This window comes from Curtobacterium sp. Curtsp22 (genome assembly GCF_059492135.1).
The window spans coordinates 459,713-485,859 of the sequence record NZ_CP168519.1 but is presented as its reverse complement, the minus strand read 5'-3'; the positions used below and the strand labels follow the sequence as shown (position 1 = coordinate 485,859).

29 protein-coding genes are annotated in these 26,147 nt (G+C 72.1%); 10 read left to right on the top strand and 19 right to left on the bottom strand.

Translation table 11 applies throughout. The annotated features are described in order from the left end of the window. The first annotated feature begins 47 nt into the window (after positions 1 to 47). Together ACEN8D_RS02330 and ACEN8D_RS02325 are read left to right on the top strand one after the other, a co-directional pair. Positions 48 to 1,607, top strand: coding sequence for a helix-turn-helix domain-containing protein (locus tag ACEN8D_RS02330; RefSeq protein ID WP_070418895.1), 1,560 nt, complete (start codon positions 48 to 50; stop codon positions 1,605 to 1,607). A 163-nt stretch (positions 1,608 to 1,770) separates the two neighbouring features. Beyond that, positions 1,771 to 2,913, top strand: a complete 1,143-nt coding sequence (locus ACEN8D_RS02325; protein ID WP_402736611.1) for a DUF475 domain-containing protein — start codon at positions 1,771 to 1,773, stop codon at positions 2,911 to 2,913. Positions 2,914 to 2,991: 78 nt separating this feature from the next. Here ACEN8D_RS02325 and ACEN8D_RS02320 read toward each other — a convergent pair whose 3' ends face one another. From ACEN8D_RS02320 to ACEN8D_RS02280, 9 genes are all read right to left on the bottom strand, one after another. Then, on the bottom strand, positions 2,992 to 3,762 hold the full coding sequence (locus tag ACEN8D_RS02320; protein ID WP_413398950.1) for an SDR family oxidoreductase: 771 nt from the start codon (positions 3,760 to 3,762) through the stop codon (positions 2,992 to 2,994). Between the two features lie 35 nt (positions 3,763 to 3,797). Beyond that, on the bottom strand, positions 3,798 to 5,372 hold the full coding sequence (locus tag ACEN8D_RS02315; protein ID WP_413398949.1) for an ATP-binding cassette domain-containing protein: 1,575 nt from the start codon (positions 5,370 to 5,372) through the stop codon (positions 3,798 to 3,800). Continuing rightward, complete coding sequence (locus ACEN8D_RS02310; protein WP_413398948.1) at positions 5,369 to 6,259, bottom strand: ABC transporter permease; 891 nt, start codon at positions 6,257 to 6,259, stop codon at positions 5,369 to 5,371. The genes ACEN8D_RS02315 and ACEN8D_RS02310 overlap by 4 nt, the downstream gene beginning before the upstream one ends. Continuing rightward, the gene (locus tag ACEN8D_RS02305; RefSeq protein ID WP_070418892.1) at positions 6,256 to 7,239 is read right to left on the bottom strand and encodes an ABC transporter permease; all 984 of its coding nucleotides are present in this window, start codon (positions 7,237 to 7,239) and stop codon (positions 6,256 to 6,258) included. Before ACEN8D_RS02305 ends, ACEN8D_RS02310 begins: the two co-directional genes overlap by 4 nt. Continuing rightward, positions 7,236 to 8,795: an ABC transporter substrate-binding protein gene (locus ACEN8D_RS02300; protein WP_413398947.1), complete on the bottom strand. Its 1,560-nt coding sequence runs from the start codon at positions 8,793 to 8,795 to the stop codon at positions 7,236 to 7,238. The genes ACEN8D_RS02305 and ACEN8D_RS02300 overlap by 4 nt, the downstream gene beginning before the upstream one ends. A 39-nt stretch (positions 8,796 to 8,834) precedes the next feature. Then, on the bottom strand, positions 8,835 to 10,157 hold the full coding sequence (locus tag ACEN8D_RS02295) for an NtaA/DmoA family FMN-dependent monooxygenase (protein WP_229086583.1): 1,323 nt from the start codon (positions 10,155 to 10,157) through the stop codon (positions 8,835 to 8,837). Further along, the gene (locus ACEN8D_RS02290) at positions 10,154 to 11,497 is read right to left on the bottom strand and encodes an LLM class flavin-dependent oxidoreductase (RefSeq protein WP_261647247.1); all 1,344 of its coding nucleotides are present in this window, start codon (positions 11,495 to 11,497) and stop codon (positions 10,154 to 10,156) included. The genes ACEN8D_RS02295 and ACEN8D_RS02290 overlap by 4 nt, the downstream gene beginning before the upstream one ends. Further along, complete coding sequence (locus tag ACEN8D_RS02285; protein WP_309779497.1) at positions 11,494 to 12,555, bottom strand: LLM class flavin-dependent oxidoreductase; 1,062 nt, start codon at positions 12,553 to 12,555, stop codon at positions 11,494 to 11,496. Before ACEN8D_RS02285 ends, ACEN8D_RS02290 begins: the two co-directional genes overlap by 4 nt. A 156-nt stretch (positions 12,556 to 12,711) precedes the next feature. After that, positions 12,712 to 14,166, bottom strand: coding sequence for a hypothetical protein (locus ACEN8D_RS02280; RefSeq protein WP_413399018.1), 1,455 nt, complete (start codon positions 14,164 to 14,166; stop codon positions 12,712 to 12,714). 157 nt (positions 14,167 to 14,323) lie between these two features. On the opposite strand from ACEN8D_RS02280, the gene ACEN8D_RS02275 reads away from it, so the two are divergent. Genes ACEN8D_RS02275 through ACEN8D_RS02265 form a run of 3 tightly spaced genes read left to right on the top strand, consistent with a single transcriptional unit; the run spans position 14,324 to position 17,459 of the window. Then, a complete protein-coding gene (locus ACEN8D_RS02275; protein ID WP_309887557.1) occupies positions 14,324 to 15,904 on the top strand; it encodes a Na+/H+ antiporter in 1,581 nt (526 codons plus the stop codon). A 50-nt stretch (positions 15,905 to 15,954) separates the two neighbouring features. Then, the gene (locus ACEN8D_RS02270) at positions 15,955 to 16,623 is read left to right on the top strand and encodes a DedA family protein (RefSeq protein WP_413399019.1); all 669 of its coding nucleotides are present in this window, start codon (positions 15,955 to 15,957) and stop codon (positions 16,621 to 16,623) included. Beyond that, positions 16,620 to 17,459, top strand: a complete 840-nt coding sequence (locus ACEN8D_RS02265; protein WP_495601134.1) for a COG4705 family protein — start codon at positions 16,620 to 16,622, stop codon at positions 17,457 to 17,459. The genes ACEN8D_RS02270 and ACEN8D_RS02265 overlap by 4 nt, the downstream gene beginning before the upstream one ends. Here the strand turns inward: ACEN8D_RS02265 and ACEN8D_RS02260 are convergent. Both ACEN8D_RS02260 and ACEN8D_RS02255 read right to left on the bottom strand, forming a co-directional pair. After that, positions 17,437 to 18,450, bottom strand: coding sequence for a sensor histidine kinase (locus tag ACEN8D_RS02260; RefSeq protein WP_413399021.1), 1,014 nt, complete (start codon positions 18,448 to 18,450; stop codon positions 17,437 to 17,439). The two genes, ACEN8D_RS02265 and ACEN8D_RS02260, sit on opposite strands and share 23 nt — an antisense overlap. After that, positions 18,447 to 19,109 carry a response regulator transcription factor gene (locus ACEN8D_RS02255; RefSeq protein ID WP_413399022.1) on the bottom strand — a complete coding sequence of 221 codons (663 nt, stop codon included), beginning with the start codon at positions 19,107 to 19,109 and terminating at the stop codon, positions 18,447 to 18,449. The genes ACEN8D_RS02260 and ACEN8D_RS02255 overlap by 4 nt, the downstream gene beginning before the upstream one ends. Before the next feature lie 69 nt (positions 19,110 to 19,178). On the opposite strand from ACEN8D_RS02255, the gene ACEN8D_RS02250 reads away from it, so the two are divergent. Together ACEN8D_RS02250 and ACEN8D_RS02245 are read left to right on the top strand one after the other, a co-directional pair. Further along, complete coding sequence (locus ACEN8D_RS02250; protein ID WP_413399023.1) at positions 19,179 to 19,928, top strand: ABC transporter permease; 750 nt, start codon at positions 19,179 to 19,181, stop codon at positions 19,926 to 19,928. 47 nt (positions 19,929 to 19,975) lie between these two features. Continuing rightward, positions 19,976 to 20,722: a COG4705 family protein gene (locus ACEN8D_RS02245; protein WP_495601133.1), complete on the top strand. Its 747-nt coding sequence runs from the start codon at positions 19,976 to 19,978 to the stop codon at positions 20,720 to 20,722. A 51-nt stretch (positions 20,723 to 20,773) separates the two neighbouring features. Here the strand turns inward: ACEN8D_RS02245 and ACEN8D_RS02240 are convergent, their stop codons facing one another. The 8 genes from ACEN8D_RS02240 to ACEN8D_RS02205 form a co-directional block, all read right to left on the bottom strand. Next, positions 20,774 to 21,313, bottom strand: coding sequence for a DoxX family protein (locus ACEN8D_RS02240; protein WP_413400236.1), 540 nt, complete (start codon positions 21,311 to 21,313; stop codon positions 20,774 to 20,776). A gap of 115 nt (positions 21,314 to 21,428) precedes the next feature. Continuing rightward, positions 21,429 to 22,241 carry an aquaporin Z gene (gene aqpZ / locus ACEN8D_RS02235; RefSeq protein WP_413400237.1) on the bottom strand — a complete coding sequence of 271 codons (813 nt, stop codon included), beginning with the start codon at positions 22,239 to 22,241 and terminating at the stop codon, positions 21,429 to 21,431. A 27-nt stretch (positions 22,242 to 22,268) separates the two neighbouring features. Beyond that, positions 22,269 to 22,832: an Asp23/Gls24 family envelope stress response protein gene (locus tag ACEN8D_RS02230; RefSeq protein WP_413461307.1), complete on the bottom strand. Its 564-nt coding sequence runs from the start codon at positions 22,830 to 22,832 to the stop codon at positions 22,269 to 22,271. After that, a complete protein-coding gene (locus tag ACEN8D_RS02225; protein WP_495601132.1) occupies positions 22,829 to 23,404 on the bottom strand; it encodes a DUF6286 domain-containing protein in 576 nt (191 codons plus the stop codon). The genes ACEN8D_RS02230 and ACEN8D_RS02225 overlap by 4 nt, the downstream gene beginning before the upstream one ends. A 9-nt stretch (positions 23,405 to 23,413) precedes the next feature. Continuing rightward, entirely contained in the window at positions 23,414 to 23,728 is a 315-nt protein-coding gene (locus tag ACEN8D_RS02220; protein WP_309776741.1) for a hypothetical protein, read from the bottom strand. Further along, positions 23,725 to 23,916, bottom strand: coding sequence for a DUF2273 domain-containing protein (locus ACEN8D_RS02215; protein ID WP_070418041.1), 192 nt, complete (start codon positions 23,914 to 23,916; stop codon positions 23,725 to 23,727). The genes ACEN8D_RS02220 and ACEN8D_RS02215 overlap by 4 nt, the downstream gene beginning before the upstream one ends. Beyond that, the gene (locus ACEN8D_RS02210; RefSeq protein WP_495601131.1) at positions 23,913 to 24,380 is read right to left on the bottom strand and encodes an Asp23/Gls24 family envelope stress response protein; all 468 of its coding nucleotides are present in this window, start codon (positions 24,378 to 24,380) and stop codon (positions 23,913 to 23,915) included. Before ACEN8D_RS02210 ends, ACEN8D_RS02215 begins: the two co-directional genes overlap by 4 nt. A 271-nt stretch (positions 24,381 to 24,651) precedes the next feature. Continuing rightward, the gene (locus tag ACEN8D_RS02205) at positions 24,652 to 24,864 is read right to left on the bottom strand and encodes a hypothetical protein (protein WP_413400190.1); all 213 of its coding nucleotides are present in this window, start codon (positions 24,862 to 24,864) and stop codon (positions 24,652 to 24,654) included. 117 nt (positions 24,865 to 24,981) lie between these two features. Here ACEN8D_RS02205 and ACEN8D_RS02200 point away from each other — a divergent pair, with 117 nt between their 5' ends. From ACEN8D_RS02200 to ACEN8D_RS02190, 3 genes are read left to right on the top strand one after another with little or no spacing between them, the layout of a single operon-like run. Beyond that, complete coding sequence (locus ACEN8D_RS02200) at positions 24,982 to 25,563, top strand: RNA polymerase sigma factor (RefSeq protein ID WP_413400191.1); 582 nt, start codon at positions 24,982 to 24,984, stop codon at positions 25,561 to 25,563. Further along, positions 25,560 to 25,856, top strand: coding sequence for a hypothetical protein (locus tag ACEN8D_RS02195; protein WP_413400192.1), 297 nt, complete (start codon positions 25,560 to 25,562; stop codon positions 25,854 to 25,856). Before ACEN8D_RS02200 ends, ACEN8D_RS02195 begins: the two co-directional genes overlap by 4 nt. A gap of 19 nt (positions 25,857 to 25,875) precedes the next feature. Continuing rightward, entirely contained in the window at positions 25,876 to 26,142 is a 267-nt protein-coding gene (locus ACEN8D_RS02190) for a hypothetical protein (RefSeq protein ID WP_413400193.1), read from the top strand. Positions 26,143 to 26,147: the final 5 nt, after the last annotated feature.

The following is a 26,147-nucleotide window of genomic DNA, read 5'->3' as shown; positions in this document are numbered from 1 at the left end:
GCGTTGTCCCCCGCGATTTATCTCATGGGCGTGTTAGCGTGCCCCTCATGACCGACACCACCATCGTCGCTCCCCCGACCACCCCGGCCCCGCTCCGCGAGGTCGGCGCCCTCATCCGGGGCGCCCGCAAGGGTCGCAGCATGACCCAGGCCCAGCTCGCCGAACGCGTCGGCACGAGCCAGAGCGCCATCAACCGCATCGAGCAGGGCGGCCAGAACCTGTCCCTCGAGATGCTCACCCGCATCAGCGACGCCCTCGACCAGCAGATCGTCTCGATCGGCGGCGCCCCGCAGCGTGCTCACCTCCGCGTGCAGGGCGGCCGCAAGCTGAGCGGCTCGATCGCGGTGAACTCGAGCAAGAACGCCGCCGTGGCGCTCCTGTGCGCCTCGCTGCTCAACCGTGGCGTGACCCGCCTGCACAAGGTCGCGCGCATCGTCGAGGTCGACCGCATCATCGACGTGCTCCGCAGCCTCGGTGCGACGGTCACCTGGTCCGAGGACGGCGAGACCCTCGAGATCGTCGCCCCGTCCGACCTCCGCCTCGACGCGATCGACGCCGACGCCGCCCGCCGGACCCGCAGCGTCCTCATGTTCCTCGGTCCGCTCAGCGGCCGGTACGAGTCCTTCCGCCTGCCGTACGCCGGCGGCTGCGACCTCGGCACCCGCACGGTCGAGCCGCACCTCATCGCCCTGCGCCCGTTCGGCGTCGACGTCGAGGCGACGTCGGGCTGGTACGAGGTCGACGTGGCCAACACCGAGGTCCCGACGAAGTCGGTCGTCCTCACCGAGCGCGGCGACACCGTCACCGAGAACGCGATCCTGGCCGCGGCCGCCCGCGACGGCGAGACCGTCATCCGCAACGCCAGCCCGAACTACATGGTGCAGGACCTCTGCTTCTTCCTCGAGCTCCTCGGGGTGGAGATCGAGGGCATCGGCACCACCACGCTCCGGATCACCGGCAAGAGCCGCATCGACGAGGTCGTGGACTACTGGCCGAGCGAGGACCCGGTCGAGGCCATGAGCCTGCTGACCGCCGGCATCGTCACCGACTCCACGCTCACCGTCACGCGCGCACCGATCGAGTTCCTCGAGATCGAGCTCGCGACCCTGGCCGAGATGGGCCTGCGCTTCGACGTGACCGACGAGTACCCCGCCGCGAACGGTCGCACCCGCCTGGTCGACATCACGGTGCACCCGTCCGAGCTGCACGCGCCGATCGACAAGATCCACGCGATGCCCTTCCCCGGCCTGAACATCGACAACCTGCCGTTCTTCGTGGTCATCGCCGCGATGGCGGAGGGCACCACGCTCGTGCACGACTGGGTCTACGAGGGCCGCGCGATCCACCTGCTCGACCTCACCCGCCTGGGCGCGAGCGTGACCCTGCGCGATCCGCACCGGCTTGACGTGACCGGCCCGACGCACTTCTCGGGTGCCGAGGTCAGCTGCCCGCCGGCCCTCCGCCCCGCCGTGGTCATCCTGCTGGCGATGCTCGCGGCCAAGGGCGAGAGCGTCCTGCGCAACGTCGGCATCATCGCCCGCGGCTACGAGCAGCTGCAGGAACGGCTCAACTCGCTCGGCGCGTCCATCGAGACGTTCCACGACTGACGCACCGGAGGCCGCACCCGGCCGCCTGCCGACGTGACCCGACGGCCCGTCCCCGCAAGTGGGGACGGGCCGTCACCCGTCCCGGGTGAACCGAGCCGTTCCTCCAGGCCGATGCCCAGGAGCGCTCCACTGCCCACCCAGGCCGACGGTGCTGGATGGGCTGATGGCCACGAGATCGCTCCTGACCGTCCCCCTGCTCACCACCGTCGCAGCCGCCGCCCTGGCGTGGTTCGTGCTCGGTCCGGCCGCCGCGCTCGCGTTCGTCGCGCTCGCGCTCCTCGAGATCGCGATGGCGGCAGACTCGTCGGTCCCGATGGCCGGCATCGCTTCGCGCCTGCACTCCCCCGCGCGGCGACTGTTCCTGTCGCTCGGCATCGTCGCGGGCGTCCTCGCGATGCGGCTGCTGCTCCCACCGGCCGCGGTGGCGGTCGGCGACGCGACCGACCCGGCGAGCTCGGTGGGCGAGGCCGTGTTCGCACCGGGCTCGTTCTCGGCGCACCTCGCCGAGGTGCGGCCGGCCCTCGCCGCCTTCGGCGCCGCGTTCATCTGGCTCGTGTTCGCCGAGTACCTCTTCAACACGGACCGCGCGTCGCGTCGGTCCTGGCTGGGCCGACTGGAGGCGCGGCTCGCCCGGGTCGCCCGCCCTCGCGTCTGGTCGCTGGTCACCGCCGGCACCGGGGTGCTGCTGACCTCGGTGCTCGTGGGGGTCGACGCCGGGTGGTCCCCGTCGACGCTGCTGCCGGTGGTCCTCGGCGGGACGATCGGCATCGGCGCGTACCTCGGATCGAAGCGGATCGCGGCGTGGGCGCTCCGGAGCACGGACGGGACCGACACGGCGTCGATCGGGACCGGGAGCGGCGCCTGGCGGATCCACGCCTACGCCTCGACGGTCGTCTTCGAACGCGGGCTCGTGGTGTTCATGCTGTTCGAGATCCTCGACGGGGTCTACAGCCTGTCCGGCTCCGGGGTCCTCGGCGGTGACGGGCTCGGGGCGCTCGAACAGGCAGCCGTGGCGATCGCCGCGATCGGGGTCGGGGCGGTGTTCCTCGCGCGCCTGACCTCGCGGCTCGACGAGGCGTCGGGGCTGAAGCGGCTCCGGTACCTCAAGGCGGGGGCGGCGTACGTGCTGGGCATCCTCGCGGTGCTGCTGTGGACGAGCCTGCTCGTGCCGATCCCCGGCGTCGTCGTCGGGTGGTTCGGCAGCGTCGTGATCGGCCTGGCGCTCGCGACCTCGCTGCCGTGGGGTGCGTGGTGGCGGCGGGCGCGGCGGTCGTTGCCCGGTGGGGCGCGCGCCGCGCGGGGCTGAACGGTCCGCCCCGCGGCAGACCCGCGCCGTCGAGGACTCCGGGTGCGCGCCGAGCCGCACCGTCCCTCCTGTCCGGTGTCAGCCGCGACCGACGAACGGCATGGCGGTCGGCATGACCGTCAGGTTCGACACGTTCGTGCCGGCCGGCATCCCGGCCATGTACGCGACCGCTCGGCCCGTCTCGGCGACGTCCATCGTCGGTTCGGGGCGGATCGAGCCGTCCGCCTGCATCGTCCCGTCCGCCGCGCCCGACCCCATGGTGGTGGCTGCGTTGCCGATGTCGAGCTGCCCGCAGGCGATGCCGAACGCCCGACCGTCGAGCTGGAGCTGCTTCGTCAGGCCGGCCACCGCGTGCTTGGCGACCGTGTAGGGCGCGGAGAGCGGCCGCGGTGCGTGCGCGGAGATCGAGCCGTTGTTGATGATGCGGCCGCCCTGCGGTGTCTGGGTCCGCATGATCCGGAACGCCTCGCGGGCGCAGAGGAACGAACCCGTGAGGGTTACGGCCAGCACCTCGTCCCAGGTGTCGAGCGTGATCTCGTCGAACTGCGTCGCCGGCGCCCCGGTGCCGGCGTTGTTGAACAGGAGGTCGAGTCGGCCGAACCGTGCGACGGTCTCGTCGAAGAGCCGTCGGACGTCCGCCTCGACCGAGACGTCGGCGACGACCGGGACGATGCGCTCCGAGACGGCCGCGACCTCGTCGAGCGGGCCACGCCGCCGTCCGGCGACCACGACCGTCCACCCGTCGCCCGCCAGCGCGAGTGCGGCGGAGCGGCCGATCCCGCTGCCGCCGCCGGTCACGACGGCGATGCGGGTGTCACGCGCGCGGGCGGGGGTCGTGTCGTCGCTCATGGCGGCACGCTACCGCGGACGTCCGTCCCCGTGCGTCATGCGTCGACCATCCCGTCGGGCGCCGCTGCGACCAGGCCCGCTCGCCGACGGAGGTCGAACGCGGCCGCGACCAGCTCCCGCGTGCGCGGGTGCCGTCCCGCGTCGAACAGCTGCTCGGCCGGACCGACTTCGACGATCCGCCCGGCGTCGAAGACCGCGATACGGTCGGCGACGCGACGCACCACCGCGAGGTCGTGCGACACGAAGACGCACGTCGTCCCGGTGGTGCGCTGCAGGTCGAGGACGAGGTCGAGGATCCGCGCCTGCACGGACACGTCGAGCGCCGAGGTGGGCTCGTCGCACACGACCAACGGGACGGGACCTGCGAAGGCCCGGGCGATGGCGACGCGCTGCTTCTGTCCGCCGGAGAGCTGCGCCGGCCGGCGGTCGAGGACCGCGGCGTCGAGTCCGACCCGGGCGGCGAGGTCCTCGGCGCTGCCCTCGCCACCGAGCAGTCGGATCGCTCGGCCGAGCACCTGCCGGACGGTCCGCCTCGGGTTGAGCGAGGCGTCGGCGTTCTGGAACACGACCTGCACGGGCGGGGTCCGTCGCCCGGGGCCGTCGCCCGCGGCGGAGGCAGCCGTGGTCACCGTGCCGTCGTACCGGACGAGACCGGCGAGGGCACGTCCGAACGTGGTCTTGCCGGAGCCGGACTCCCCGACGACGCCGAGGACCTCGCCCCGGTGCAGGTCGAGGTCGATGCCGTCGAGGGCGACCGCACCGTCGTACTCCTTGCGGAGGCCGCGGACCGACACGAGCACGTCGTCCTCCGTGGTGCCGCGGGCGGCCTTGCCCGCGGTGATGTCGGGCAGCGCCTCGACGAGCTGCACCGTGTACGGCTCGGACGGCGCACCGAGCACCGTTCGGGCGGAGCCCTCCTCGACGAGCACGCCGTGCCGGAGGACACCGACCCGCTCGCAGTGCGCGGCGACGAGCGGCAGGTTGTGGCTGATGAGGAGCGTGGCGAAGCCGGTCTCCTCGCGCAGTTCGTCGATCAGCGCCATGATCCCCGCCTCGACGGTGCTGTCGAGGCCGGTCGTGGGCTCGTCGAGCACGAGCAGCCGCGGCCGGGAGACCAGGGCCATCGCGATCGCGACGCGCTGCTGCTGCCCGCCGGACAGCTCGTGCGGGTACCGGACGCCGATCGTGTCCGGGTCGGGCAGGCCGACGCGGGTGAACGCCTCGACCGTGCCGGACTCGGCCTCGGCCCGCCCGGACCCGGTGGCACGGAGCACCTCGGCGACCTGACGGCCGACGGGCATCGTCGGGTTCAGCGCGAGGCCCGGCTCCTGGTGCACGACCGCGACCACGTCGCGCCGGAAGCGCCGGAGCCGTTCGCGGCGGAGCGTGGGCACGTCCGAACCGTCGACGACGATCGCCGCCGCTGAGACGTCGGCATCCGGACCGAGCGAGGCGGTGAGGGTCCCCGCCACCGTGCTCTTGCCGGAGCCGGACTCGCCGACGAGGCCGTACGATCCGCCCGCCTCGATCGTGAACGACACCCCGTCGACGACCCTGACGCCGCGGTACGCGACGGTGAGTCCCTCGACCCGGACCAGCGGTTCGCTCACTCGGCGACCTCCTTGAGGTTGTCCGCGATGAGGTTCGCGGCGACGACGATCGACGCCACGGCGACGCCCGGGAAGACGACCGTCCACCAGGCGGCCTGCAGGTAGGCGCGGTTCGCGTTGATGTCGAGGCCCCAGTCGGCGGCCGGAGGTTGCGACCCGAGGCCGAGGAAGGACAGCGACGCGGTGATGAAGATGGCGGCACCGAGGCTCAGGACGGCCTGCACGACGAACACCCCGACGACGTTCGGCAGGAGCTCGGTGAGCATCGCCCGGAGCGCGCTCTCTCCCTGCAGCCGGGCCGCCTGCACGTAGGACTTGCCCATCTCGACGAGGACCGCGGCGCGGACGATGCGCGCGATGCCCGGTGCGAAGAGCACGCCGACGATGAGCACGAGCGCCGGGGTCGAGACGCCGAACGCCCCCACGAGCACCACCAGGAAGATGAGGCTCGGCAGCGCGAGGAGCACGTCGAAGAACCGCATCAGGGCGGTGTCGACCCAGCCGCGGTGGAAGCCCGCGACGAGCCCGAGCGTGCCCCCGAGGACGGTCGCGAGCGCGGCACCGAACGGGCCAATCACGAGCGCCGGGCGGGCTCCGGCCGCGACCCGGGCGAAGACGTCGCGTCCGAGCGAGTCGGTGCCGAACCAGTGCGCCGCACTCGGTGCCTGCAGGAGTTCCCCGGTCTTCGCGAACGGCTGCAACCCGAACGCGTGCCACCCGACGGCGAGGACGACCCACCAGACGAGGACCGCGACCGAGACCAGGAAGGTCGGGCGACCCAGCAGCGCGCGCCAGCCACGACGGGCACGGCGCGATCCTGCGGTCTGCTCCGGCCCGGTGACGACCGGGGCGTCGGTGGCGAGGGCTCCGGGGACGACGGCGGTCATGCGGTGACCCGCCGTTCGAACCGGATCCGGGGGTCGACCACGACGAACAGGAGGTCGGTGAGCAGCAGCGCGCCGAGGGACAGCGCTCCGGCGAGCATCACGCCGCTCTCGAGCAGGAGCGCGTCCTTCCGCTCGGCGGCCGACACGAGCAGCGCGCCCAGCCCCGGGTACGAGAAGAGCGTCTCGACGATCACGCTCCCGCCGAGCAGGGTGCCGAGGTAGATCCCGAGCACCGAGAACGTCGGGATGAGCGCGTTGCGGACGACGTGCCGCCGGACGATCTGACCGGTCGTCAGCCCCTTCAACACCGCGGTCCGGTGGAACTGCGACCGGATCGTCTCGATGACGCCGGCCCGCACCATCCGGGTCAGGACGGCGAGGTACGCCAGGGCCAGCACGACCGCCGGCAGGGTGAGCACCCGGAGCCGCTCGCCGAACCCCGCGTCGAGCGCGCCGGACGCCTGCACGGGCACGACGCGGAGCCAGACCGCGAAGACCAGTAGCAGGACGATCCCGACCACGAACTCCGGGATCGCGGAGACGGTCAGCAGGCCAACCGTCACGGCACGGTCGGACCGGCGCCCCTGGCGGTAGGCCTGCACGGCGCCGAGCACGAGGGCGACCGGCACCATGATGACGAAGGCGTACGCGCCGAGCAGGAGCGAGTTGCCGAGCCGTCCGAGCACCAGGTCCCGCACCGGCTCGGAGTACACGAAGCTCGTGCCCCAGTCGCCGGTCACGAACCCGCCGATCCAGTGCAGGTACCGGCTCACGAGGGAGCCGTCGAGTCCGTGGTCGACGTTCCAGGCCTGCACCTGCGCCGCCGTCGCGTACTGCCCGAGCGCGTTCCGTCCGGGGTCCCCCGGGACGACCTGGACCAGCCAGAACGTGAGGATCGAGACCACGACCAGGACGAGCGGGATCTGGACGACCCGCTGGCCGACGAGGGACAGCAGACGACGGCGGCGCGCGGTGCTCATGACGAGGTGACCCCGATCCCGCGGAAGTCGAACCCGCCCGGGAAGTCCTGCCCGGACCGGAAGGTCCCCGTCACGCGCTTCTGCAGCAGGATGCTGCTCGACGCGAACGCCGGCACGATCACCGGCAGGTCCGTCCACTCGATCGTCGCGATCCGGTCGGCGAGGTCCTGCCGCTCGGACTTCGACGTGGTCGACTCGTACTGGTCGACGAGGGTCTCGAGCTCCGGGTTCGAGTACTTCGACGCGTTCCAGGCGGCGCCGGACCGGTAGATCAGGTCGACGTACTGGGCCGGCAGTCGCTGCGCCCAGTTCGTGATCGTCACGGGGGCGTTGAGCCACGGCGTGTCGGCCCCGTCGGCGTAGTACTGCGCGCTCGTGAGCACCTTGAGCGTGACGTCGAACCCGCCGACGGCCTCGAGCTGCTGCTGCACCACCTGGGCGAGCGCCTTCTCGGCGTCGAGCGTGATGATCTCGAACGACACGGTCTTGCCGCCGAGGAGCTCCCGCACCTTCGCCGCGTCCTGCGACCGCTGCTCGAGGCCCTTCGGCTGGATCGCGGAACTCGGGAAGAACGTGGTGTCGTTGCCGACCTCGGCGTTCCCGCCGTAGACCGTCTTGACGATCTCCTTCCGGTCGAGCGCCAGGGCGAACGCCTCGCGGACGTCCGGGTCGTCGAACGGCGCCTTGGTCACGTCGAGGAAGATGCCGTCGAACTTGTTGTAGTACGGCTTGGTCTCGTTGTAGTCGGAGGCCTGCAGCGTCGAGGTCGCGGTCGGGCTCGACGCGATCTGGTCGATCTCGCCGCTCTGGAAGGCCAGCAGCTGTGCCTGGTCGTCGGCGTAGAACTTCACGTCGACCTTCTCGAGGTCGACGTCCTTCGCGTCCCAGTAGTCGGGGTTCTTCGTGAACGTCGCGCCCTGGCCGGCGGAGTACTTCGACAGCACGAACTGGCCGGCACCGACGGGCTGCTTCGCCCAGTTCGTCGACGCCGTGAAGCCGGCGGGCTGGATCGTCGTGTTCGAGCCGGTGAGCAGGTAGGGGAAGTCGGCGTAGGGCTTGTCGAGCGTGAACTCCACGGCGGAGTCGCCGTCCGCGGCGACGGACCCGAGGATGCCCTCGAAGCTCGACTTGCCGGGCGACTGGCTGTCCGTGCCGATGATCGAGTCGAACGTCGCGACGACGTCCTTGCTCGTGAGGGCGGCGCCGTCCGAGAACTTCAGGCCGTCGCGCAGGGTGACGGTCCAGGTGTGCCCGTCGGACGAGGCCTTCCAGGAGTCGGCGAGCCGGCCCTCGAGCTTGCCCTGCGCGTCCTGGCTGAGGAGTCCCTCGGATGCCAGCCCGACGATGAACATCGCGTTGTAGTCGGACGTGGTGAGGGGGTTGATGGTGCTGTCGGGTTCCTGGAGGCCGAGCGTGTAGGTGCCGGCGTCCGACGAGCCGGACGAGGAGTCGCCGCCGGACGAGCACGCGGCGAGGGTGAGGGCGAGGGCGGACGCGGTGGCCGCGAGGGCGAGGCGCTTGAGGCGCCGCCGCCGCGACGTGAGGTCGACGGTCATGGTTGGCTCCTGGGGTTCGGGGTGCAGGGGGTGGTGCGGTCAGCGGTGCGCACGGTCGGGCACGCGGGGGTGTCCGAACCGCTCGCGCAGGGTGAGGTCGTCGTACGTGGTGGCGGTCCGGCCGCGGCGCTGCAGCTCGGGCACGACGTGGTCGACGAAGCGGTCGATGCCACCCGGCAGGTACGGGAACTGCACGATGAAGCCGTCCGCTCCGCCGTCGTCCGCGAGTTCCTCGAGCCGGTCGGCGATCTCCGGCCCGGTGCCGGTGAGCAGGCTCCGCCGGTACGACCACGAGTAGACGTCGCGGGGCGTCGCCGGCCCGTCCGCGAGCAGGCGCTCGACCGCGGGCTTCGGCGACCGGGTCTCGTTCGAGGTGTCGAACTCCTCGGCGTAGTCGAACGGCACGTCGACGTCGCGCCCCGACAGGTCCTGGCCGATCTGGTGCGACACGTCCTCGAGGATGAGGGCGTCCGGGGTGAGTGCGAGGATCGCGTCCGCCTCGGCCCGGGCGTCGGCGGCGGTCTCCCCCACGACCGGCATGACCGAGGGCATGATCTTCACGGCGTCGGCAGCGCGACCGTGCCGGACCGCCCGGGCGCGCAGGTCGTCGACGAACCGACGGACGTCGGCCGCGGACCCACCCCGCGTGAACACGGCGTCCGCGGTGTCGGCGGCGAGCTCGAGGCCGGATTCGGAGCCGCCGGCCTGGAACAGCAGCGGGTGGCCCTGCGGCGGCCGGGCGATGTTGAGCGGACCGCGCACCCGGAAGAACTCTCCGTCGTGGTCGAGCCGGTGCAGCCCGTCCCGGTCGGCGAAGATCCCGGACGCGGCGTCCGCACGGATCGCGTCGTCGTCCCAGCTGTCGAGCAGACCGTGGACGACGTCGACGAACTCGCGGCCGCGCTCGTACCTGCGGGAGTGGTCGATGTGTGCGTCGCCGCCGAAGTTCCGGGCCTCTTCGTCGTAGCGGCTGGTGACGAGGTTCCACGCCGCGCGGCCCCGGCTGATGTGGTCGAGGGAGGCGATCGTCCGCGCCACGTGGTACGGCTCGTTGTAGGTGGTCGAGACCGTCGCCGCGAGCCCGATGCGGCTGGTCACCTGGGACAGCGCGGCGAGCAGGGTGAACGGCTCCGGGCGGAGCGCGCCGTAGTGGTCGACGCCCGAGGGGTACCGGTCCCAGAAGTACAGGCCGTCCGCCAGGAACAGCGTGTCGAAGAACCCGCGCTCGGCGCTCTGCGCGATGTGGCGGTGGTGGCCGATCGTCAGGTGCTCGGCCGGCCGCGACGACGGGTGCCGCCAGCCGGTGACGTGTGCGCCGCCGGGGTGGAAGGCGAACGCACCGAGCAGGATCCGGTCGCTCATGCCGACACCTCCGCAGTCCGGAGCGTGCTCGCCGGTCGCGCCAGCCCGAGGTGCTCGCGCAGGGTGTCCCCGCGGTACGTGCGGTCGTACACGCCGCGGCGTTCGAGCTCCGGTACCACCTGGTCGACGAACCGGTCCACGCTCACCGGGATCGACGAGAACGCGAGCATGAAGCCGTCCGCGGCGTCCTGCTCGTAGCGCTCGGTCAGCCAGTCCGCGATCTGCTCGGGTGTTCCGGGCAGGAACCGGCGCCGCAGGATCGTCCGGTAGACCTCGCGCAGCGTCGTGGCGTCCGCGGCGATGCGTCGGATCGACTCGTACACCGACTTCGACTGGGTGATCGACGACTCGTCGAAGACGTGCTCGAACGGCGCGTCGAGCGGCCGGTCGGACAGGTCGGTCTGCAGGTAGTGCGAGAGCAGGTCGAGCGAGACGCGGTCCGGTGTGAGCTCCTCGATCTCGTCGAGCTGGCGCAGCGCGTCCGCCTCGGTGTCGCCGATGACGGGCGACACGGCCGGCAGGATGAGCATCGACGACGGGTCGCGACCGTTGTCGACGGCTCGGCGCTTGTAGTCGGCGTACAGCGCCTGCGCGTCGGCGAGCTCGTCCTGCCAGAGCGTGAACACGCCCTCGGCCTTCGCCCCCGCCAGCGCTCGGCCGGCCTCGGACGCGCCGGCCTGGAACAGCACCGGGTGAGCCTGGGGCGGACGGGCGATGTTGAGGGGTCCCCGCACCCGGAAGAACTCCCCCTGGTGGTCGAGGACGTGCAGGCCCTCGCGCTTGGCGAAGTACCCGGACTGCTTGTCGTGCAGGAAGGCGTCGTCGTCCCAGCTGTCCCAGAGTCCCTGCACGACGTCGACGAACTCGGCCCCCCGCCGGTAGCGCACCGCGTGGTCGAGGTTGGCGTCGCGCCCGAAGTTCCACGCCTCTTCGTCGGAGGCGCTCGTGACGAGGTTCCACGCGGCGCGGCCCTCGCTGAGGTGGTCGAGCGAGGCGAGCTTCCGGGCGACGTGGTACGGCTCGTTGTACGTCGTCGACACCGTGGCGGCGAGTCCGATGTGCTCGGTCCGCTGCGACAGCGCGCCGAGCAGCGTGAAGGGCTCGGTGCGGATGTTCACGACGTGGTCGATGCCGGAGTCGAAGCGGTCCCAGACGTAGAGCTCGTCGGCGATGAAGAGCGTCGCGAACCCGCCGCGCTCGAGCGTCTGGGCGAACCGGACGTAGTACTCCACGTCGAGGTACTGCTCCGGTTCGCTGCCGGGCAGCCGCCAGCTCGTGACGTGTTCACCGCCCGGGTAGAAGACCATCCCGCCCAGCACGAGGCCGCCGTCGCGCGTCATGCCGTCACCGCCTCTCGTGTCCGTGCCGGTGCGACCGGCCCCACCGTCGCCCCGATGCGTGGCGCGACGTCCTCCGCGAAGAGCGCGAGGGCCTCGCGCCGACGCTCCTGGTCGGCGTAGCCGTGCTCGACCTGCACGTTGAGCTGCGTGGCGTACCGGGAGTACGGCTTCGACAGGATCGACTCGGCGATGTCCTCGGCGGTGCCGTAGTGCAGGTTCAGCGACGCGGCCTTCTCGGCCAGGGTCGAGGCCGGGGGCAGGAACGACTCGCCCCACGCGTACTTCGCCTCGATGCCGGCACGGGCCTCGCGCAGCGCCGTGGCACGGTCACGGGCCGGGTAGATCGCGGTGGAGAGCGCCACCCGCGGCACCGCGCCGTCGGGCAGCGCGTCGAGGTAGGCGGCGGCGGTGACCTCGGCCGGTACCGTCTGGGTGGTGCCGACCAGGACCCCGTGTCCCCGGGTGGCGGCGATCGCAGCGCTGCCGGCGGTGAGGGTGGCGTCCCAGAGCCGGTCCAGCAGCGCGCTGCCGTCCGGGTTCAGTCGGGCCGTGCCGGTCCCGAGCGGCTCCCCGCGGAGCGCACCGAGCAGCGTGTCGAGCTGGGCGTCGAAGGCCGCCCGACGTGCCTCGTGCTCGGCGTGGGCGAGGTCCGGCGCGAAGACGTCGAGGGTCTCGGGGCCGCCGCCGTTCGCGACGCCGAGCTCGACCCGGCCGTCGCTGAGCGCGTCGAGCACCGCGGCGTCCTCGGCGACGCGGACCGGGTCCTCGTGCGGGAGCGTCACCGCACCGAGTCCGAGCCGGAGGGTCGAGGTGCGCTCGGCGAGGGCGGCGAGGAAGACGAACGGTGACGGCAGCCCGCCGCGGTCTGGGTCGTCGTCGTGCCGGAAGTGGAACTGCCGGACCCACGCGCTCGCGTACCCGAGTCGTTCCGCGGCGGCGAACAGGTCCAGCTCGTCGCGGTACGCGCGGCTCGCCGGCGGCGCTTCCGTCCCGTGCGAGAACACCGCGATCCGCAGTGGCACCGAGGCCACTCGGGCGGCCCGTTCGACGTGCGTCATGGAACACTCCCTCGTCAGTGGAGTGATGCAAACACGCACCACCGACGGTCCACGAGCGGCGACGTAACGGAGCGTTGCGCGACGTCACACGACGTAGGAGTGGGCGCGGACGGCGTCCGAGGAGCATCATGCGGCCGCACTGCGGCTCGGACGGACTCAGATGTCGAGGACCCCGTCGACCGCACTGCGACGCGGAGGGATGTGCCGGGAGCCGATGTCCTCGTCCAGGTACACACCGAGGTAGCCGTGGTCGACCGGTCGGCCGGTGTCGTCGAACACGCGGTACCGGCGACGGAGCCGGAGGAACGGCACGTCCGCGTGCTCGAACGACACGACGACCTCGGTCGCGGGGAACGCACCCTCGACCTCGACGCGGACGTCGCGGTAGTCGCTGCGGATCCGTCGCGGTCCGTCGACGCCGCGAGACCAGACGATGCCCGGACGGTCGAGGGCCGTGAGCTGCGCGACGAGGCGAGCGACGCTGCGATCCCGGTCCACGGACTCCCGGTCGACCACAGGCCACCGGGTGCCGTCGACGCCGGCCAGGTCGAGGCGCTCGATCCAGGGCGCCCGTCGGTCTTCCCGCTGCTCGATCGACCGCTCCCACTCGGCATCGGCAGTGTCAGCGTCCTCCGGGTCCTCGACCGCGACGGAGTCGAGCTGCTCCGTTTCGATCCTGGACGGGAGCCCTCCCGACACGTCGACCATGACCTCGCGAGGTCGGTAGACCACGTCCCGAGCGCCGTGACCGTCCGGGACGAGCTCCGGGCCGGTGGGGTGGTACCGCACGGTCAGCGTGTCCGCTTCCACCGTGACGCCCTCGACGAGGTGGTCGACGCGGATGGTCGTCCGTGTCCCGTCCGGGGCGATCCGTACGAGGTCGGTGGGCGGCGTGGGCGACGGCGGCTCGGGGGCCTCCGCGTCGTTCTCGTCGCCGTCGTCTCCCACCTCGAAGCCGTCGCGGTCGTCGGCGAAGCCGATCGACCACTGGTACGCCGTCATCACGGCCGAAGCGGACTCCTCGTCGTCCTGGTCGTCCTCGTCGTCCCGGTCGTCCTGGTCGTCCTGGTCGTCGAGCGACTCCTCGTCGTGAGCGACCTCGTCGTCGGGCTCGGTCCACGCCGCGGGGTCGGGCCAGAACGCACCGACCTCGGCCCAGGCGAGATCCGACGCTTGCAGCGCCTCGAGTTCCTCGGAGTCGTCCTGGTCGGAGTCCCCGCCGACGTGCGCCATCCAGCCCGAGGCGTCTCGGGGGTCGGCGAGCCACAACCCACCGACGTCCGCCCCGACGGGGCGCCGGTCACCGAGGTCCACGGCCGCTCCGACGTGGTCGGGGTCGAGGTGGACCGCGGTGCGGGTGACGTCGTCGATGCCGTCCGAGCGGTACACGACCCAGACGCCGTCGTCGGTCGGCCAGGCCTCGGCCTCCTCGATCGCACGCTGGGGCAGCGGAGCGGTCGGCCACGTCAGCCACCGCACGACCTCGCCGGCGGCGACGACGGCAGCGACCGGGCGGTGGAGGTCCGGCACGACCGCGTGATGTCCGATGGGCACCACGTCGAGCGGGAACAGGTGGTCGGGTCCGTCGGTCCGGTCGCTCGCATCGGTCACGTGCGTGACGCTACCGCGAGCCGATCGCCGACGCGTGCGGAGGGCGCACGCGCGCGGATCGGACCGTGAGCGGATCAGGCGCGTGCGCACACCGGGTGCGTGTGCGCTGTCAGCGCCCATCGCGTTGACTGGGGTGTCGGTCGATCGAGGAGTGCGTGTGCTGGGACCTGAACTGGTGGTCGTGCTCGGCCTCGCCATCGCCCTGACGGCGGGCATCGCCGACCGCATCCGGGTCGCCCCGCCGGTGCTGCTGCTCGTCTTCGGCGCGCTGCTCGCCCTCGTGCCCGAGTTCGCGGGTGTGCAGCTCCCCGCCGACGCCGTCCTCCTGCTCTTCCTGCCGGCGCTGCTGTACTGGGAGAGCCTGACGACGTCCCTGCGCGAGATCCGGAAGAACCTGCGCGGCATCGTCCTGATGGGCACACTGCTCGTCGTCGTCACGGCCGGGGCGGTCGCCGTCCTGCTCCACCTGCTCGGCATGCCGTGGGGTCCGGCCTGGGTGCTCGGTGCCGCCGTGGCCCCGACCGACGCCACGGCCGTCGGGGTGCTCACGAAGATGCTGCCGCGACGGAACGTCACGGTGCTGCGTGCCGAGAGCCTCGTCAACGACGGCACCACCCTCGTGGTCTACGGGATCGCCGTCGCGGTCACGGTCGGCACGCAGGAGCTCACGTTCTGGGGCGTCTCGGGCATGCTCGCGCTGTCCTACCTCGGCGGCGTGGCGGCCGGTCTGGTCGCGGCGTGGCTCGGCACACAGGTGCTCCGGCGCGTCGACACGGTCGTCCTCGAGAACCTGGTGACGCTCCTCGTGCCGTTCGTCGCGTTCCTCGGTGCCGAGGCGATCGGTGCCTCCGGCGTCCTCGCGGTCGTGGCCGCCGGAATCGTGGTGAGCCAGGTCGGTCCGAAGCTCGACCGCGCCGAGACCCGTCAGCAGGTCCGCGCGTTCTGGTCGTTCCTGACCTTCCTGCTGAACGGCGCGCTGTTCGTGCTCGTCGGCATCGAGGCGATGGTCGCCGCCCGTGCACTGGAGCCCGCCGAGCTCCTGCGCGCCACCGGCGTGATCGCCGCGGTGTCGATCGCCCTCGTGCTCGTGCGGTTCGCGTTCCTCAACGCTGCCGGCGGCACCGTGTGGCTCGTCACCCGACGGTCCGGCGGAGCACCGCGCGAGGGCCACCGGGACCGGCTCGTCAGCGGTTTCGCCGGGTTCCGCGGGGCGGTGTCGCTCGCGATGGCCGTCGCCGTGCCCCGGACCCTCGAGTCCGGCGCGGCCTTCCCCGACCGGGACCTCATCGTCTTCGTCACCGCCGGGGTCGTCGTCGTCACGATCGTCGGGCAGGCCCTGGTGCTGCCGGCCGTCCTGCGCCGGGCAGCACTGCCCGAGGACGAGTCGGTCGGTGAGGAGCGCCGCTACGCCGAGCGCACCGCGATCGAGGAGGCGCTCGACGCACTCCCCCGCCTGGCCCGCTCGACCGGCGCGGACCGTGCGACCGTCGAGCGGGTGCGGAAGGACTACGAGGCGCACCTCGACGTCATCCAGGCCCGCGAGGAGGAGGACGACGACCACCCGGCGCTGCAACGGCACGACACCGCGGTCGCCCTCGAGCTCGCCCTGGTCCGGCACAAGGCCGCGACGCTCCTGCGGTTGCGGGACGCCGACGAGATCGACGACCTCGTGCTGCGGCAGGTGCGGTCGGGGTACGACGCGGAGGAGGCGCGGCTGAACGGGGTCACCACGACCTGAGGGATCCGATTCTTGGACGTTCCTGACCAGCCCCGCGTCAGGCTGCCCCCATGCTCACGATGGTCCCCGCCGCGGTCTCGGTCTTCGATGCTGGCTCGCTCCTGCACGCGTTCGGCCCCTGGGTGTTGCTCGGCATCGGCGTGGTCGTGTTCATCGAGTCCGGTGTCCTCTTCCCGTTCCTGCCCGGTGACTCGCTCATCGTCACCGCGGCGATCCTGGTCGGCAGTCTCGGCATCGACCCGTGGCAGATCGTCGTGGTCGGCGTCGTCGCCGCGTTCGCCGGCGACCAGGTCGGGTTCTGGCTGGGCCGTGGTGCGGGCCGCCGACTGTTCCGACCCGACGCCCGTGTACTGACGACCGCACGCTTGCACGAGGCCGACTCGTTCTTCGCGCGGTACGGGGCCCTGTCGCTCGTCCTCGGTCGGTTCGTGCCGATCGTGCGGACCTACGTCCCCCTCGCCGCCGGCACGTCCGACATGCACTGGCGTCGCTTCACGGTGTGGAACGCGCTCGGGGGCACGGCATGGGTGGTCGTCATGACCCTGGTCGGCGTCCTGCTCGGCGGCATCCCGTTCGTCGCCCACAACATCGACGTGCTCGCGATCGTCATCGTCGTGGTCTCCGTGCTGCCGGTCGTCATCGGCGCGGTCCGGTCCCGGCGCGCCCGCCACGACCGGTCGTCGGGCCCCGGTGCTCGCGAGCGGTCGACGATCCGATGACCGCCCCGTCCGACTACGAAAGGTCCTCCGTGTCCCGCTCGAACCCCGCACCCGCCGGCCCGATCCGGATCTCCCGCAACAAGGTCCCCGAGCCCACGGCGTCGTTCTGGATCGTCAAGGTCCTCGCGACGACCGTCGGCGAGACCGCCGCCGACCTGATGAGCGACACGCTCGGACTCGGCCTGCCCCTGACCACCGCGGTCATGGCCGTCGTGCTCCTGCTGTTCCTCGTCGCACAGTTCCGGGCGCGCTCCTACCGCCCGTCGGTGTACTGGCTGACCGTGGTCCTCATCAGCATCGTCGGCACGTGCATCACCGACAACCTCACCGATGGGCTCGGGGTCCCGCTGTGGCTCAGCACCACGGTGTTCGCCGTGGGGCTCGCCGCGGTGTTCCTCGCCTGGCACCGTGTGGAGGGCACACTGTCCATCCACCGGATCGACACGGTCCGCCGCGAGGCGTTCTACTGGCTCGCGATCCTGTTCACCTTCGCCCTCGGCACCGCCGCCGGCGACCTCATCGGGGAACAGACCGGGATCGGGTACTTCCCGGCACTGCTGCTCTTCGCCGGGGGCATCGCGCTGGTCGCCCTGCTCCACTTCGGCTTCCGGGTCGATGGCGTCGTCTGCTTCTGGGCGGCCTACGTGCTCACCCGGCCGCTCGGCGCTTCGCTCGGCGACCTGCTCTCGCAACCGACGTCGGACGGCGGGCTCGGCATCGGGACGATCACCACGAGCGTGGTGTTCCTCGTGGCGATCCTCGTGATCGTCGGCACGGGCGCCGTCCGGCTCCGCCGCCGACGGTCGGAGACACTCAGCGAGGGTTCCGCCGCCTGAGTCCCGGCCGGTCCCCGGCTCGCGGCAGCGCGAGCACGAACACGGTACCGCCGGGCCCGGACTCGGCGACGCGCACGGAGCCGCCGGAGCGCGTGACGACGTCGCGGACGAGTGCGAGGCCGATCCCGTAGCTCCGGCGTCGTTCGGTCGGACCGGCGGCAGGCGTGCCGTGGGCGAATCGGTCGAACACCCGGTCCGGATCGATCCCGGTGATGCCGTCACCGTGGTCCCGCACCGTGATCGTCACCGTGCGGGCCGTGGCCTGCACATGGACCTCGACGTCCGAGCCGGTCGGCGCGTGTCCCACCCCATTGTCGAGGAGCGCGACGAGGGCGCGACGGAGCGCGGTGGCCGGCATCGCGACCGCGGCGTCGGCCACCGGACCGTCGTGCACGATCCGCACTGCCCGCTCGACGGCGACGACCTGCAGGTCCGCGACCGCCCCGACGATCTGAGGGCCGACGTCTGTCTCGTGGCGCTCGCCGTCCGGCACCATGGTCGCCGCGCTGAGGAGGTCGTCGACCACCGCCGCCAGCGACCGCGTGTCCTCCCGGAGCGCCGCCACCACCGCGGTGTGCTCGTCGTCGGCAGACATCAGCCGTTGCAACTGCTGCACCCGCGCGCTCATCACGGTCAGCGGGGTCCGGAGTTCGTGGCTCGCGTCCGCCACGAACGTCCGCTGCAACCGGAGCGCCTCCCCCAGCGGCACCACCGCACGCCGGGCGATGAACCACGTCGCCAGCCCGGCGAGCACCACCGCCCCGAGGCCGATGACGGCGAGGGCCCCGAGGAGCGCATCACGGTCGACGAAGATCCGGGTGCTGTCCGCCGCGTGCCGCTCGGTCGCCTCGCTCGGGGTGGACTGCCACAGCACGTAGGCGAAGACGAGCCCGATGATGACCACGACGAGCCCCGCGGAGACGGCCGCCACCCGCACGCCGATCCGGACCGCCGAGCGCCGCACGGCGACCTCGTCGGGATCCCGGGTCACGGCGAACCGATCCGGTAACCGGTACCGCGGATCGTGGTGATCAGCTCCCGGTCGGTCTTCCGGCGGATGTAGTGGACGTAGGTGTCGACCGTGCCCTCGACCTCGCTGTCCCCGAACACCGTCGACAGGATGTGGGCTCGGGTGAAGGCCGTGGTGGGCGATCGAGCGAGCAGTGCGAGGAGCGCGTTCTCACGGTCCGTCAACTGGATCCGGCCCGAGTACGGCGAGTAGACGGTCGCCGTGTCCGGGTAGAACGTCCACTCGCCGATCGGCAGCGGATCGCCTTCGGAGCGGAAGTCGCGCGTCAGCGCGCGCAGTCGGGCGGAGAGCTCCTCGAACTCGAACGGCTTCACGAGGTAGTCGTTCGCGCCCGCGTCGAGGCCGGACACACGGTCCCCGAGCGCGCCGAGTGCCGTGAGCATGAGCACGGGTGTCGCGTCCCGTCGGCTCCGCAGCCGGGCGACGAACTCCGCACCGCCGATCCCGGGCAGCCGTCGATCGACCACCATCACCGCGAACATCCGCTCGGCCGCCGCCGTGAGGGCCTGCTCACCCGAGGGCACGAGCGTGACGTCCCAGTCCTCACCGAGCACGTCGGCCACGAGCGGGCCGAGACGTGGGTCGTCCTCGACGAGCAACAGCCGGTCCGTCGTCGTCACCGTGCCTCCTCCGGCGCGTCGGGCGGCGCCTCGTCGTCCAGCGTGGCACAGCCGTGGCAGGCTCGGACCGTGAACGAGCCGAGCGGTCTCCTGTGGACGCTGGTCGGGGTCCTGGTGCTCGTCGCCGTCGCCACCGACGTGCTCCTGCTCGCGCGCGCGCCGTCGCCATGGGCCCCGGCGCTCGCGGTCCTGCGGGGCACGGTGCAGCTGGCGCTCATCAGCCTCGTCCTCGGCGGCGTCATCCGGGACCCCCTCTGGATCGCCGCCGCCCTGGTGGTGATGTTCGGCGTCGCCACGACGACCGCGGCGAGACGCCTGGGCACGCTCCGGACCCGGTTCCTGCCGGTGACGCTGGCGATGTCCGCCGGGATCGTCGGCGCGCTCGGCATCGTGTTCCTCACCGGCGCGATCGCGTTCACGCCGCGCTACGTGCTCGCCGTCGGTGGCATCGTGATCGGGAACGCGATGACGAGCGCCACGCTGTCCGGTCGCCGCTTCGTCGAGTCGGTCGACGACCGGTGGGACGACGTCGAGGGGTGGCTCGCACTCGGGGCGACTCCACGGCAGTCGACCGCCGACCTGGTCCGGCGCGCCGTGCACGCCGCGATGGTGCCGAGTACGGACCAGACGCGGACGACCGGGCTCGTCACACTGCCGGGGGCGTTCGTCGGCGCGATCTTCGGCGGCGTCTCGCCGATCGAGGCCGGGCGTTTCCAGATCGTCGTGCTCGCCGCGATCATCGCGGCCGGTGCGATCGTCGCGACGACGCTCACGCACACGCTGGCACCGGTCCGGACCCGGCCGCCACAGCTCACCTGACCGCGATTCTCAGCGGTTCCTCCGAACGAACGGGAGACCGTCGACGGGTGCGCTCGAACAAGGTCCCGGTCCCCTCCCCGTCGTTCTGGGCCGTCAAGGTGCTGACGACCGGGTTCGGCGAAGCCCTCTCCGACTACCTCGTCCGTCGGTTCGACCCCGTGCCGACAGTGCTCGTCACGGCCGTGGTGTTCACGGCCGTGCTCGCCGTGCAGCTCGGCTCACGCCGGTACGCACCTGGTCGCTACTGGAGTGCGGTGGTGATGGTCGCGGTCTTCGGCACGATGGCGGCGGACGCCGCACACGTGGCTGTCGGGGTGCCCTACTGGGCATCGTCGCTGGCGTTCGCCGGCGCGCTCGCGACGGTGTTCGTCGGCTGGCGACGCACCGCCGGCTCCCTCGACGTCCACGGGATCGACACCCTGCGCCGGGAGCTCTGGTACTGGGCGGCCGTCGCCGCGACCTTCGCGCTCGGTACCGCCGTCGGCGACCTCGTGGCATCGCTCGCCGGACTCGGGTTCCTCGCCGGAGGCGTGCTGTTCCTCGCGGCCATCGGCTTGGTCGCTGCTCTGCGCGGGTTCCAGGTGCTCGGACCCGTCACAGCGTTCTGGGCCGCCTACGTCCTCACCCGTCCGCTCGGGGCGTCGTTCGCCGACTGGGTCGCCGTCGAACCCGCGCGAGGTGGCCTCGGCGCCGGCACCGGACCCGTCTCGGCCGTCCTCGGGATCGTGATCGTCGTGTCCGTGTCGACCGTGGCCACCGGTCGACGCCGCCGGGTCGCCTCCCAGCCGCGATGACGGACGGGAGGCGCGGTGCCGGCCGGCACCGCGCCTCCCGTCCGTCAGGTCCTACGACTCGTCAGCAGCCGCCGGTTCCGAGGCGAGCGCCTTCCGACGCTGCACGACCTGGACCGCGATCGCCACCGGGACCGCCGCGAGGGCGAGTCCCCGCAGCCACGGACGGTCGAAGACGTGGCCGGACGCGTGGTCGAGGGACACCGGACCGGGGCCGCCGAGGGCGAACATCGCCGCCGAGAAGCCGAGGAACGCCGGGAACTCGAACCCGCCGTCGGCGTTGAAGAAGCCGTTCGGGATGTGCACGCTCGAGGCGACACCCATTGTCGTCGCGGCGCCCGCACCGGCGATCGGGGTGGCCAGGCCGAGCGCGAGGGCGGCACCGGAGCCGGCCTCGCCGATCCCGGCCAGGACGGCGTTGCGGCGGCCGGGTCGGAACCCCATCTGGTGCATGCCCTGGGCGGTGCCCTCGATGCCGCCGCCGCCGAACGCGCCGAAGAGCTTCTGGGAGCCGTGCGACACGAGGACGGCGCCGAGGGCGATGCGGAGCAGGGTCTTGGCGGTGACGGAAGCGGTCGTGGTGCGTGAGCTCATGCGTTCTCCCGGTGGTCGGTGGTCGTCCGGCCGAGGTGGTCGGCCGTGGTGTCGCAGAACGTACGCCCCGCCGGTCCGGTGTGGACCGGCGGGGTGTCCCGCGATGCGGTGGTCGTCAGCTGGTGAGCTGGCGTCGACCGCTCACACGGACGATGACACCGGCGACGACGGCACCGACGATCGGGGCGACGATGAAGACCCAGAGCTGCGCGAGCGGTGTCGCCCCGCCGTAGACGGCGGCAGCGATCGAGCGCGCCGGGTTCACGCTGGTGTTGCTGATCGGGATGCTCACGAGGTGGATCAGCGTCAGGGTGAGCCCGATGCCGATCGGCGCGACGGCCTGGTACTCCCGCTTGGCGGTGATCGAGAGGATGACGGCGATGAAGACACCGGTCAGCACCGCCTCGGCGAGGAACACCGACCCGAGGCCGTACCCGCCGGGGCTCGCCGATCCGTACCCGTTCGAGGCGAACCCGCCGTCGCGAGCGGCCGCGAACGCCCCCGGCTTGCCGGAGAGCACCGCGGCGATGATGCTCGTCGCGGCGAGCCCGCCGAGGATCTGAGCCACGATGTAGCCGGCGACGTGGCGGGCATCGGTGCGGCCCGCGGCGAGCAGACCGAGCGTGACCGCGGGGTTGAAGTGGCCGCCGGAGATGTGCCCGACGGCCGAGATCCCGGCCACGAGCGTGAGGCCGAACGCGAGGGCCACGCCGAGGTAGCCGACGCCCTGCTGGTTGTCCGTGGCACTCGGGACGTTCGCGGCGAAGAGCGCGGTACCGACGCCGCCGAGCACGAGCAGGAACGTGCCGAAGAGCTCGGACGCGTACCGGGCCACCGGCGACCAGACGGCCGCGTCCTCACGGCGCTGCTCGGACGTGGACTCGCTGACGGGTTCGTCCGCGGCGCGGTCGTGGTTGCGGTTCGCCATCGTGGTGTTCTCCGTTCGGTACGGCTGTCAGTGGACGCGGGTGGATTTGGCGAGGGTGGAGCGGGTGCCGCCGGTGAGGTGGACGAGGACGGGGATCTGCCGGCCGAGGGTGCGGTCCAGGACGGTGATGGCCTGGTCGACGGCGGTGAGGACGGTGACGGCGTCGCCGCCGCGGCGGACCGCGACGCGGATGCGTGCGGCGCGTTGGCGGCGGACGAGGTACGTGTCGACGCGGGCGCTGATGACGTCGCGGACGCCGTCGAGTTCGTGGTCGAGGACGTCGCGGACGAGGGCGACGTTGACGGTGACCTGGTCGTCGCCGGAGCGTTCCCGGACGGCGACGGACGTGCCGCCACCGCCGCGGGTGAACACCCACACCAACGCCAGGACGATCACGACGGCGCAGGCCGCGACGATGATCCACAGCGACGACGCCGGCACGCTCAGGTTCCGGGGCAGCTGGATGGTGCCCGAGATCGCGTCGCGGACGGCGGGCAGGACGCCCGCGCCGATGGTGATGCCGACGATGACCGCGACGAGGCCGAGGACGAACAGGATGATCCGGTTCAGGGTCCGGTTGCTCTTCGTCATGCGAGGGTTCCCTTCTCCTCGACCGTGACGCTCACGCGTCGGCCGAAGCGTTCGTCCAACCCCGACAGGCGGTCCCGGACGGCGTCACGGATGACCGCGTCGTCGACGGGGATCCCGCTGACGGGCACCACACGGACCTTGGTGGAGCGTCCGCGGGCGGTCGCGGAGGCGTTGCCCTCCGGGACACCGGCAGCCATCCCCGCGGCGTTCGCGGCGGTGGAGGCGAGGATGCGGGTGTCGATGACGACGGCACCACGGTCGTGGTCGATGACGGAGCGGTGCTGCCGGCCGGGCTTCAGGGCCAACACGATCAGGACCACACCGAGGACCACGAGGACCACGGCGATGACCTCGGCGATCGTGACGAACGCGGCGTCCGGGCGGAGCGCGGCGTCGACGACGGTCTGCGGGTCCGCGAGCAGCGGGGGCCGGCCGATGGCGGCGAGGACCGCTTCGGTGCCGATCCACGCAGCGACAAGGGCGAGCACCACGAGCGACACCGCCACGGCGGTCGAGCGGGAGCGGTGCACGCTCCGGCGACGGATGCGTCGTTCGACGGAACCGTTGCTCATGATGGCCTCCTAGGCGATCCGGGACCGGTGCTCGCGCACGATCCCGGTGAGTTCGATGTGGGCACTGCCGACGCGGCGGCCGGTGAGTTCCCCGACACGGCCCTTGACCTCGTCCGCGACCCGGGCGGTGCGGGTGACGATGTCGTCGCCCGCGGCGATGGGGCCGGTGATGTCGAGCGCGAGCGCGCCGGAGGTGTCGCCGAGACCGACGCGCACCCGCTTGGCGGGGGCGCCGAGCCGTTCGGCTGCGACGGCCCGCGCCAGCGAGGTCAGTGCGCGAGCGGTGATCTCGACACGGCCCGGGACGTCCGGGCCGGCGTTCACCGGGAGCTCCGGCGTCCGGTCAGCACGTCGGCGAGGGCACCCCGGTCGATGCGGCCGGTGACCAGCGCGGCCACGAGAGCCCCGACAGCACCGAACACGACCACGAGCACGAAGCCCCAGAACCCGAACTGCAACGCCACGACGGCGAGGATCGCCCCGATGAGGGCTCCGATCAGTGTGTTGCTCATGCGACTCGCGCTTCCTTCTTCTCGTCGTCCTTGTCGTCGTCGTCACCCGGGATGAACACGTCCTGCACGGTCACGTTCACCTCGGCGACCTCCATGCCCACGATCTGCTCCAGCGCACGAGCGACACCGGCGCGGACACCGTCAGCGACCTGCTGCAGTGCGACGGGGTACTCCGCGACGATCACGATGTCCGCGGCGACCTGCTTCTCACCGACCTCGACCTTGACGCCCTGACCGAAGTCACGCTGCCCGATCGCGTCACGGATCGCACCGATCGCACGCGCGGCACCGTTACCGAGGGAGTGCACCCCGTTCACCTCACGCGCAGCGATCCCGGCGACCTTCGACACGACGGTGTCATCGATGACGGTCTTGCCCGTGACGCCGCCGGTCGACGCAGCGGTCGAGGCGCGGCTCACCGAGGTGGCGGTGGTGGCCGGGGTGGTGGTCGTGGTGTCAGCCATGTTCGTTCCTTCCGTTGACCCGCCGGGCGTTCCCAGCGGTTGCTGTTCACGGATGAGACGGGGCCCACCAGACGGAAGTCACACCCGGCTCGTGCTGTTCAGCGATGTCCCAGGAACGGGGTCGGACGACGGGGTTCTTGTCCCCCGCCGACGACCGCGGCGGCACCTGGCGCGCAAAGCGGCCGCAGCGTCGCGCGGGCTGTCCCGTTCCCGCGCGATCCGGGGTCCGCACGGGCCCGGGCGTGCGGAGCGCCGGCGACGGGAGTACCGGCTACAGGTCCTGCAGTCGGCGCCCGGTGATGCCCTCGTTCCACCGCGTGACCGAACCCCCGACGACCGACTCGTGGTGTCCCGCGTGCCCGTCGGCGAGTCCGCAGCGCCACCGGTCGAAGACGCTGAGGCACGGGACGCGGGGAAGCCGGTCGGACCCGGCGCCGCTCGGGACCGGTTCGGCGGGGTACGTGGCGTTGCTGTCGTCGATCATTCCGCGGAGAAGACGACGCGACACCCCGTTCCGTCACGAAACGGCCGGCCTCCGGTCCGCCCGGGCGTTTCGCCGCCGGCCGGTGCAGGGTGGACGGACCACGACCGGACGACGACCGTGGACGACGACCGGAAGGCGGGGATGGACCACGACGATCCCCTCCTGCGCGCGGAGGACGCCACGCTCGTGGTCCGTGCCGTCGAGGGCGACGTGCGCGCGTTCGAGGTCCTCGCCCGCCGCCATGGCCCGGTGATGCGCCTCTACGCCGAGCAGATGCTCGGCTCGAACGTCGAGTCGGACGACGTCGTGCAGGACTCCTTCCTGACCGGCTGGCGTCGGCTGTCCGACCTCAACGACCCGGCCCGGTTCCGTCCGTGGGTGATGCAGATCGTCACCCGGAAGGCGCTCGACCGGCTCCGCCGACGACGACACCACGACGACGTCGACACCGTGCAGCACCCGGCCGACGTCGCTCGGCAGCCGGAGCGTATCGTCGAGACGCGGATGCAGCTCGACGCGATGTGGACCGCGCTCGACCGCCTCCCCGCAGACCAGCGGCGGTGCTGGCTCCTGCGTGAGACGGCCGGCTACAGCTACCAGCAGATCGCCGACGAACTCGAGCTGCCGGTGTCGACGGTACGTGGGCTGCTCGCTCGTGCCCGTCGGTTCCTGACCGTGGAGATGGAGGCATGGCGATGAGCGACATCGACGATGTCCCCGTGCCCGAGGACGACCTCGACGGCCACACGATGGAGGAGCTCGCGGAGTACCTCGATCGTGGCCGGTCACCACGCGACCCCGCCATCGAGGGCTCTGCCTCCTGCCGTCTCGCCCTGTCGAACATGGAGCGGCTGCGCGAACTCTCCCTCGGCGCCCTGCAGTACCGGGCCGACGCCGAGCCGGACCGCGAGACCGACTGGGTCGACCGGTTGCTCGCGACGATCCGCGCCGAGGTCCGCCCCGGTCGGGACGTGCCCGTCCCCCCACCCTGATCCCCGACTCCGCCTGTCCATGGCCGAGGCCGCCGTCCGTGGGCTGGTCCGCCGGACCGGCGACACGATGGGCGGGGTCGTGATGGGCAGCTGCACACTCGACGGCGAGCTCGGCGACCCCGGCGCCCCGGTCCACGTGCGCGTGACCGCCGGACTCGTCTACGGGGCGCCCGCGGACGAGACCGCCGACCGCCTCCGGGTGCGGATCGCCGCGGCGCTCGCACGCCACACCACCTTGACCGTTGCGTCCGTCGACGTGGTGTTCGACGACGTCTACCTGCCGTAGGAGCC

Coding starts and splice junctions, on each gene's coding strand:
- ACEN8D_RS02330 (WP_070418895.1), top strand. CDS start 48: ATGACCGACACCACCATCGTCGCTCCCCCGACCACCCCGGCCCCGCTC.
- ACEN8D_RS02325 (WP_402736611.1), top strand. CDS start 1,771: ATGGCCACGAGATCGCTCCTGACCGTCCCCCTGCTCACCACCGTCGCA.
- ACEN8D_RS02320 (WP_413398950.1), bottom strand. CDS start 3,762: ATGAGCGACGACACGACCCCCGCCCGCGCGCGTGACACCCGCATCGCC.
- ACEN8D_RS02310 (WP_413398948.1), bottom strand. CDS start 6,259: ATGACCGCCGTCGTCCCCGGAGCCCTCGCCACCGACGCCCCGGTCGTC.
- ACEN8D_RS02305 (WP_070418892.1), bottom strand. CDS start 7,239: ATGAGCACCGCGCGCCGCCGTCGTCTGCTGTCCCTCGTCGGCCAGCGG.
- ACEN8D_RS02300 (WP_413398947.1), bottom strand. CDS start 8,795: ATGACCGTCGACCTCACGTCGCGGCGGCGGCGCCTCAAGCGCCTCGCC.
- ACEN8D_RS02295 (WP_229086583.1), bottom strand. CDS start 10,157: ATGAGCGACCGGATCCTGCTCGGTGCGTTCGCCTTCCACCCCGGCGGC.
- ACEN8D_RS02290 (WP_261647247.1), bottom strand. CDS start 11,497: ATGACGCGCGACGGCGGCCTCGTGCTGGGCGGGATGGTCTTCTACCCG.
- ACEN8D_RS02285 (WP_309779497.1), bottom strand. CDS start 12,555: ATGACGCACGTCGAACGGGCCGCCCGAGTGGCCTCGGTGCCACTGCGG.
- ACEN8D_RS02270 (WP_413399019.1), top strand. CDS start 15,955: ATGCTCACGATGGTCCCCGCCGCGGTCTCGGTCTTCGATGCTGGCTCG.
- ACEN8D_RS02265 (WP_495601134.1), top strand. CDS start 16,620: ATGACCGCCCCGTCCGACTACGAAAGGTCCTCCGTGTCCCGCTCGAAC.
- ACEN8D_RS02240 (WP_413400236.1), bottom strand. CDS start 21,313: ATGAGCTCACGCACCACGACCGCTTCCGTCACCGCCAAGACCCTGCTC.
- aqpZ (WP_413400237.1), bottom strand. CDS start 22,241: ATGGCGAACCGCAACCACGACCGCGCCGCGGACGAACCCGTCAGCGAG.
- ACEN8D_RS02230 (WP_413461307.1), bottom strand. CDS start 22,832: ATGACGAAGAGCAACCGGACCCTGAACCGGATCATCCTGTTCGTCCTC.
- ACEN8D_RS02225 (WP_495601132.1), bottom strand. CDS start 23,404: ATGAGCAACGGTTCCGTCGAACGACGCATCCGTCGCCGGAGCGTGCAC.
- ACEN8D_RS02215 (WP_070418041.1), bottom strand. CDS start 23,916: ATGAGCAACACACTGATCGGAGCCCTCATCGGGGCGATCCTCGCCGTC.
- ACEN8D_RS02210 (WP_495601131.1), bottom strand. CDS start 24,380: ATGGCTGACACCACGACCACCACCCCGGCCACCACCGCCACCTCGGTG.
- ACEN8D_RS02205 (WP_413400190.1), bottom strand. CDS start 24,864: ATGATCGACGACAGCAACGCCACGTACCCCGCCGAACCGGTCCCGAGC.
- ACEN8D_RS02195 (WP_413400192.1), top strand. CDS start 25,560: ATGAGCGACATCGACGATGTCCCCGTGCCCGAGGACGACCTCGACGGC.
- ACEN8D_RS02190 (WP_413400193.1), top strand. CDS start 25,876: ATGGCCGAGGCCGCCGTCCGTGGGCTGGTCCGCCGGACCGGCGACACG.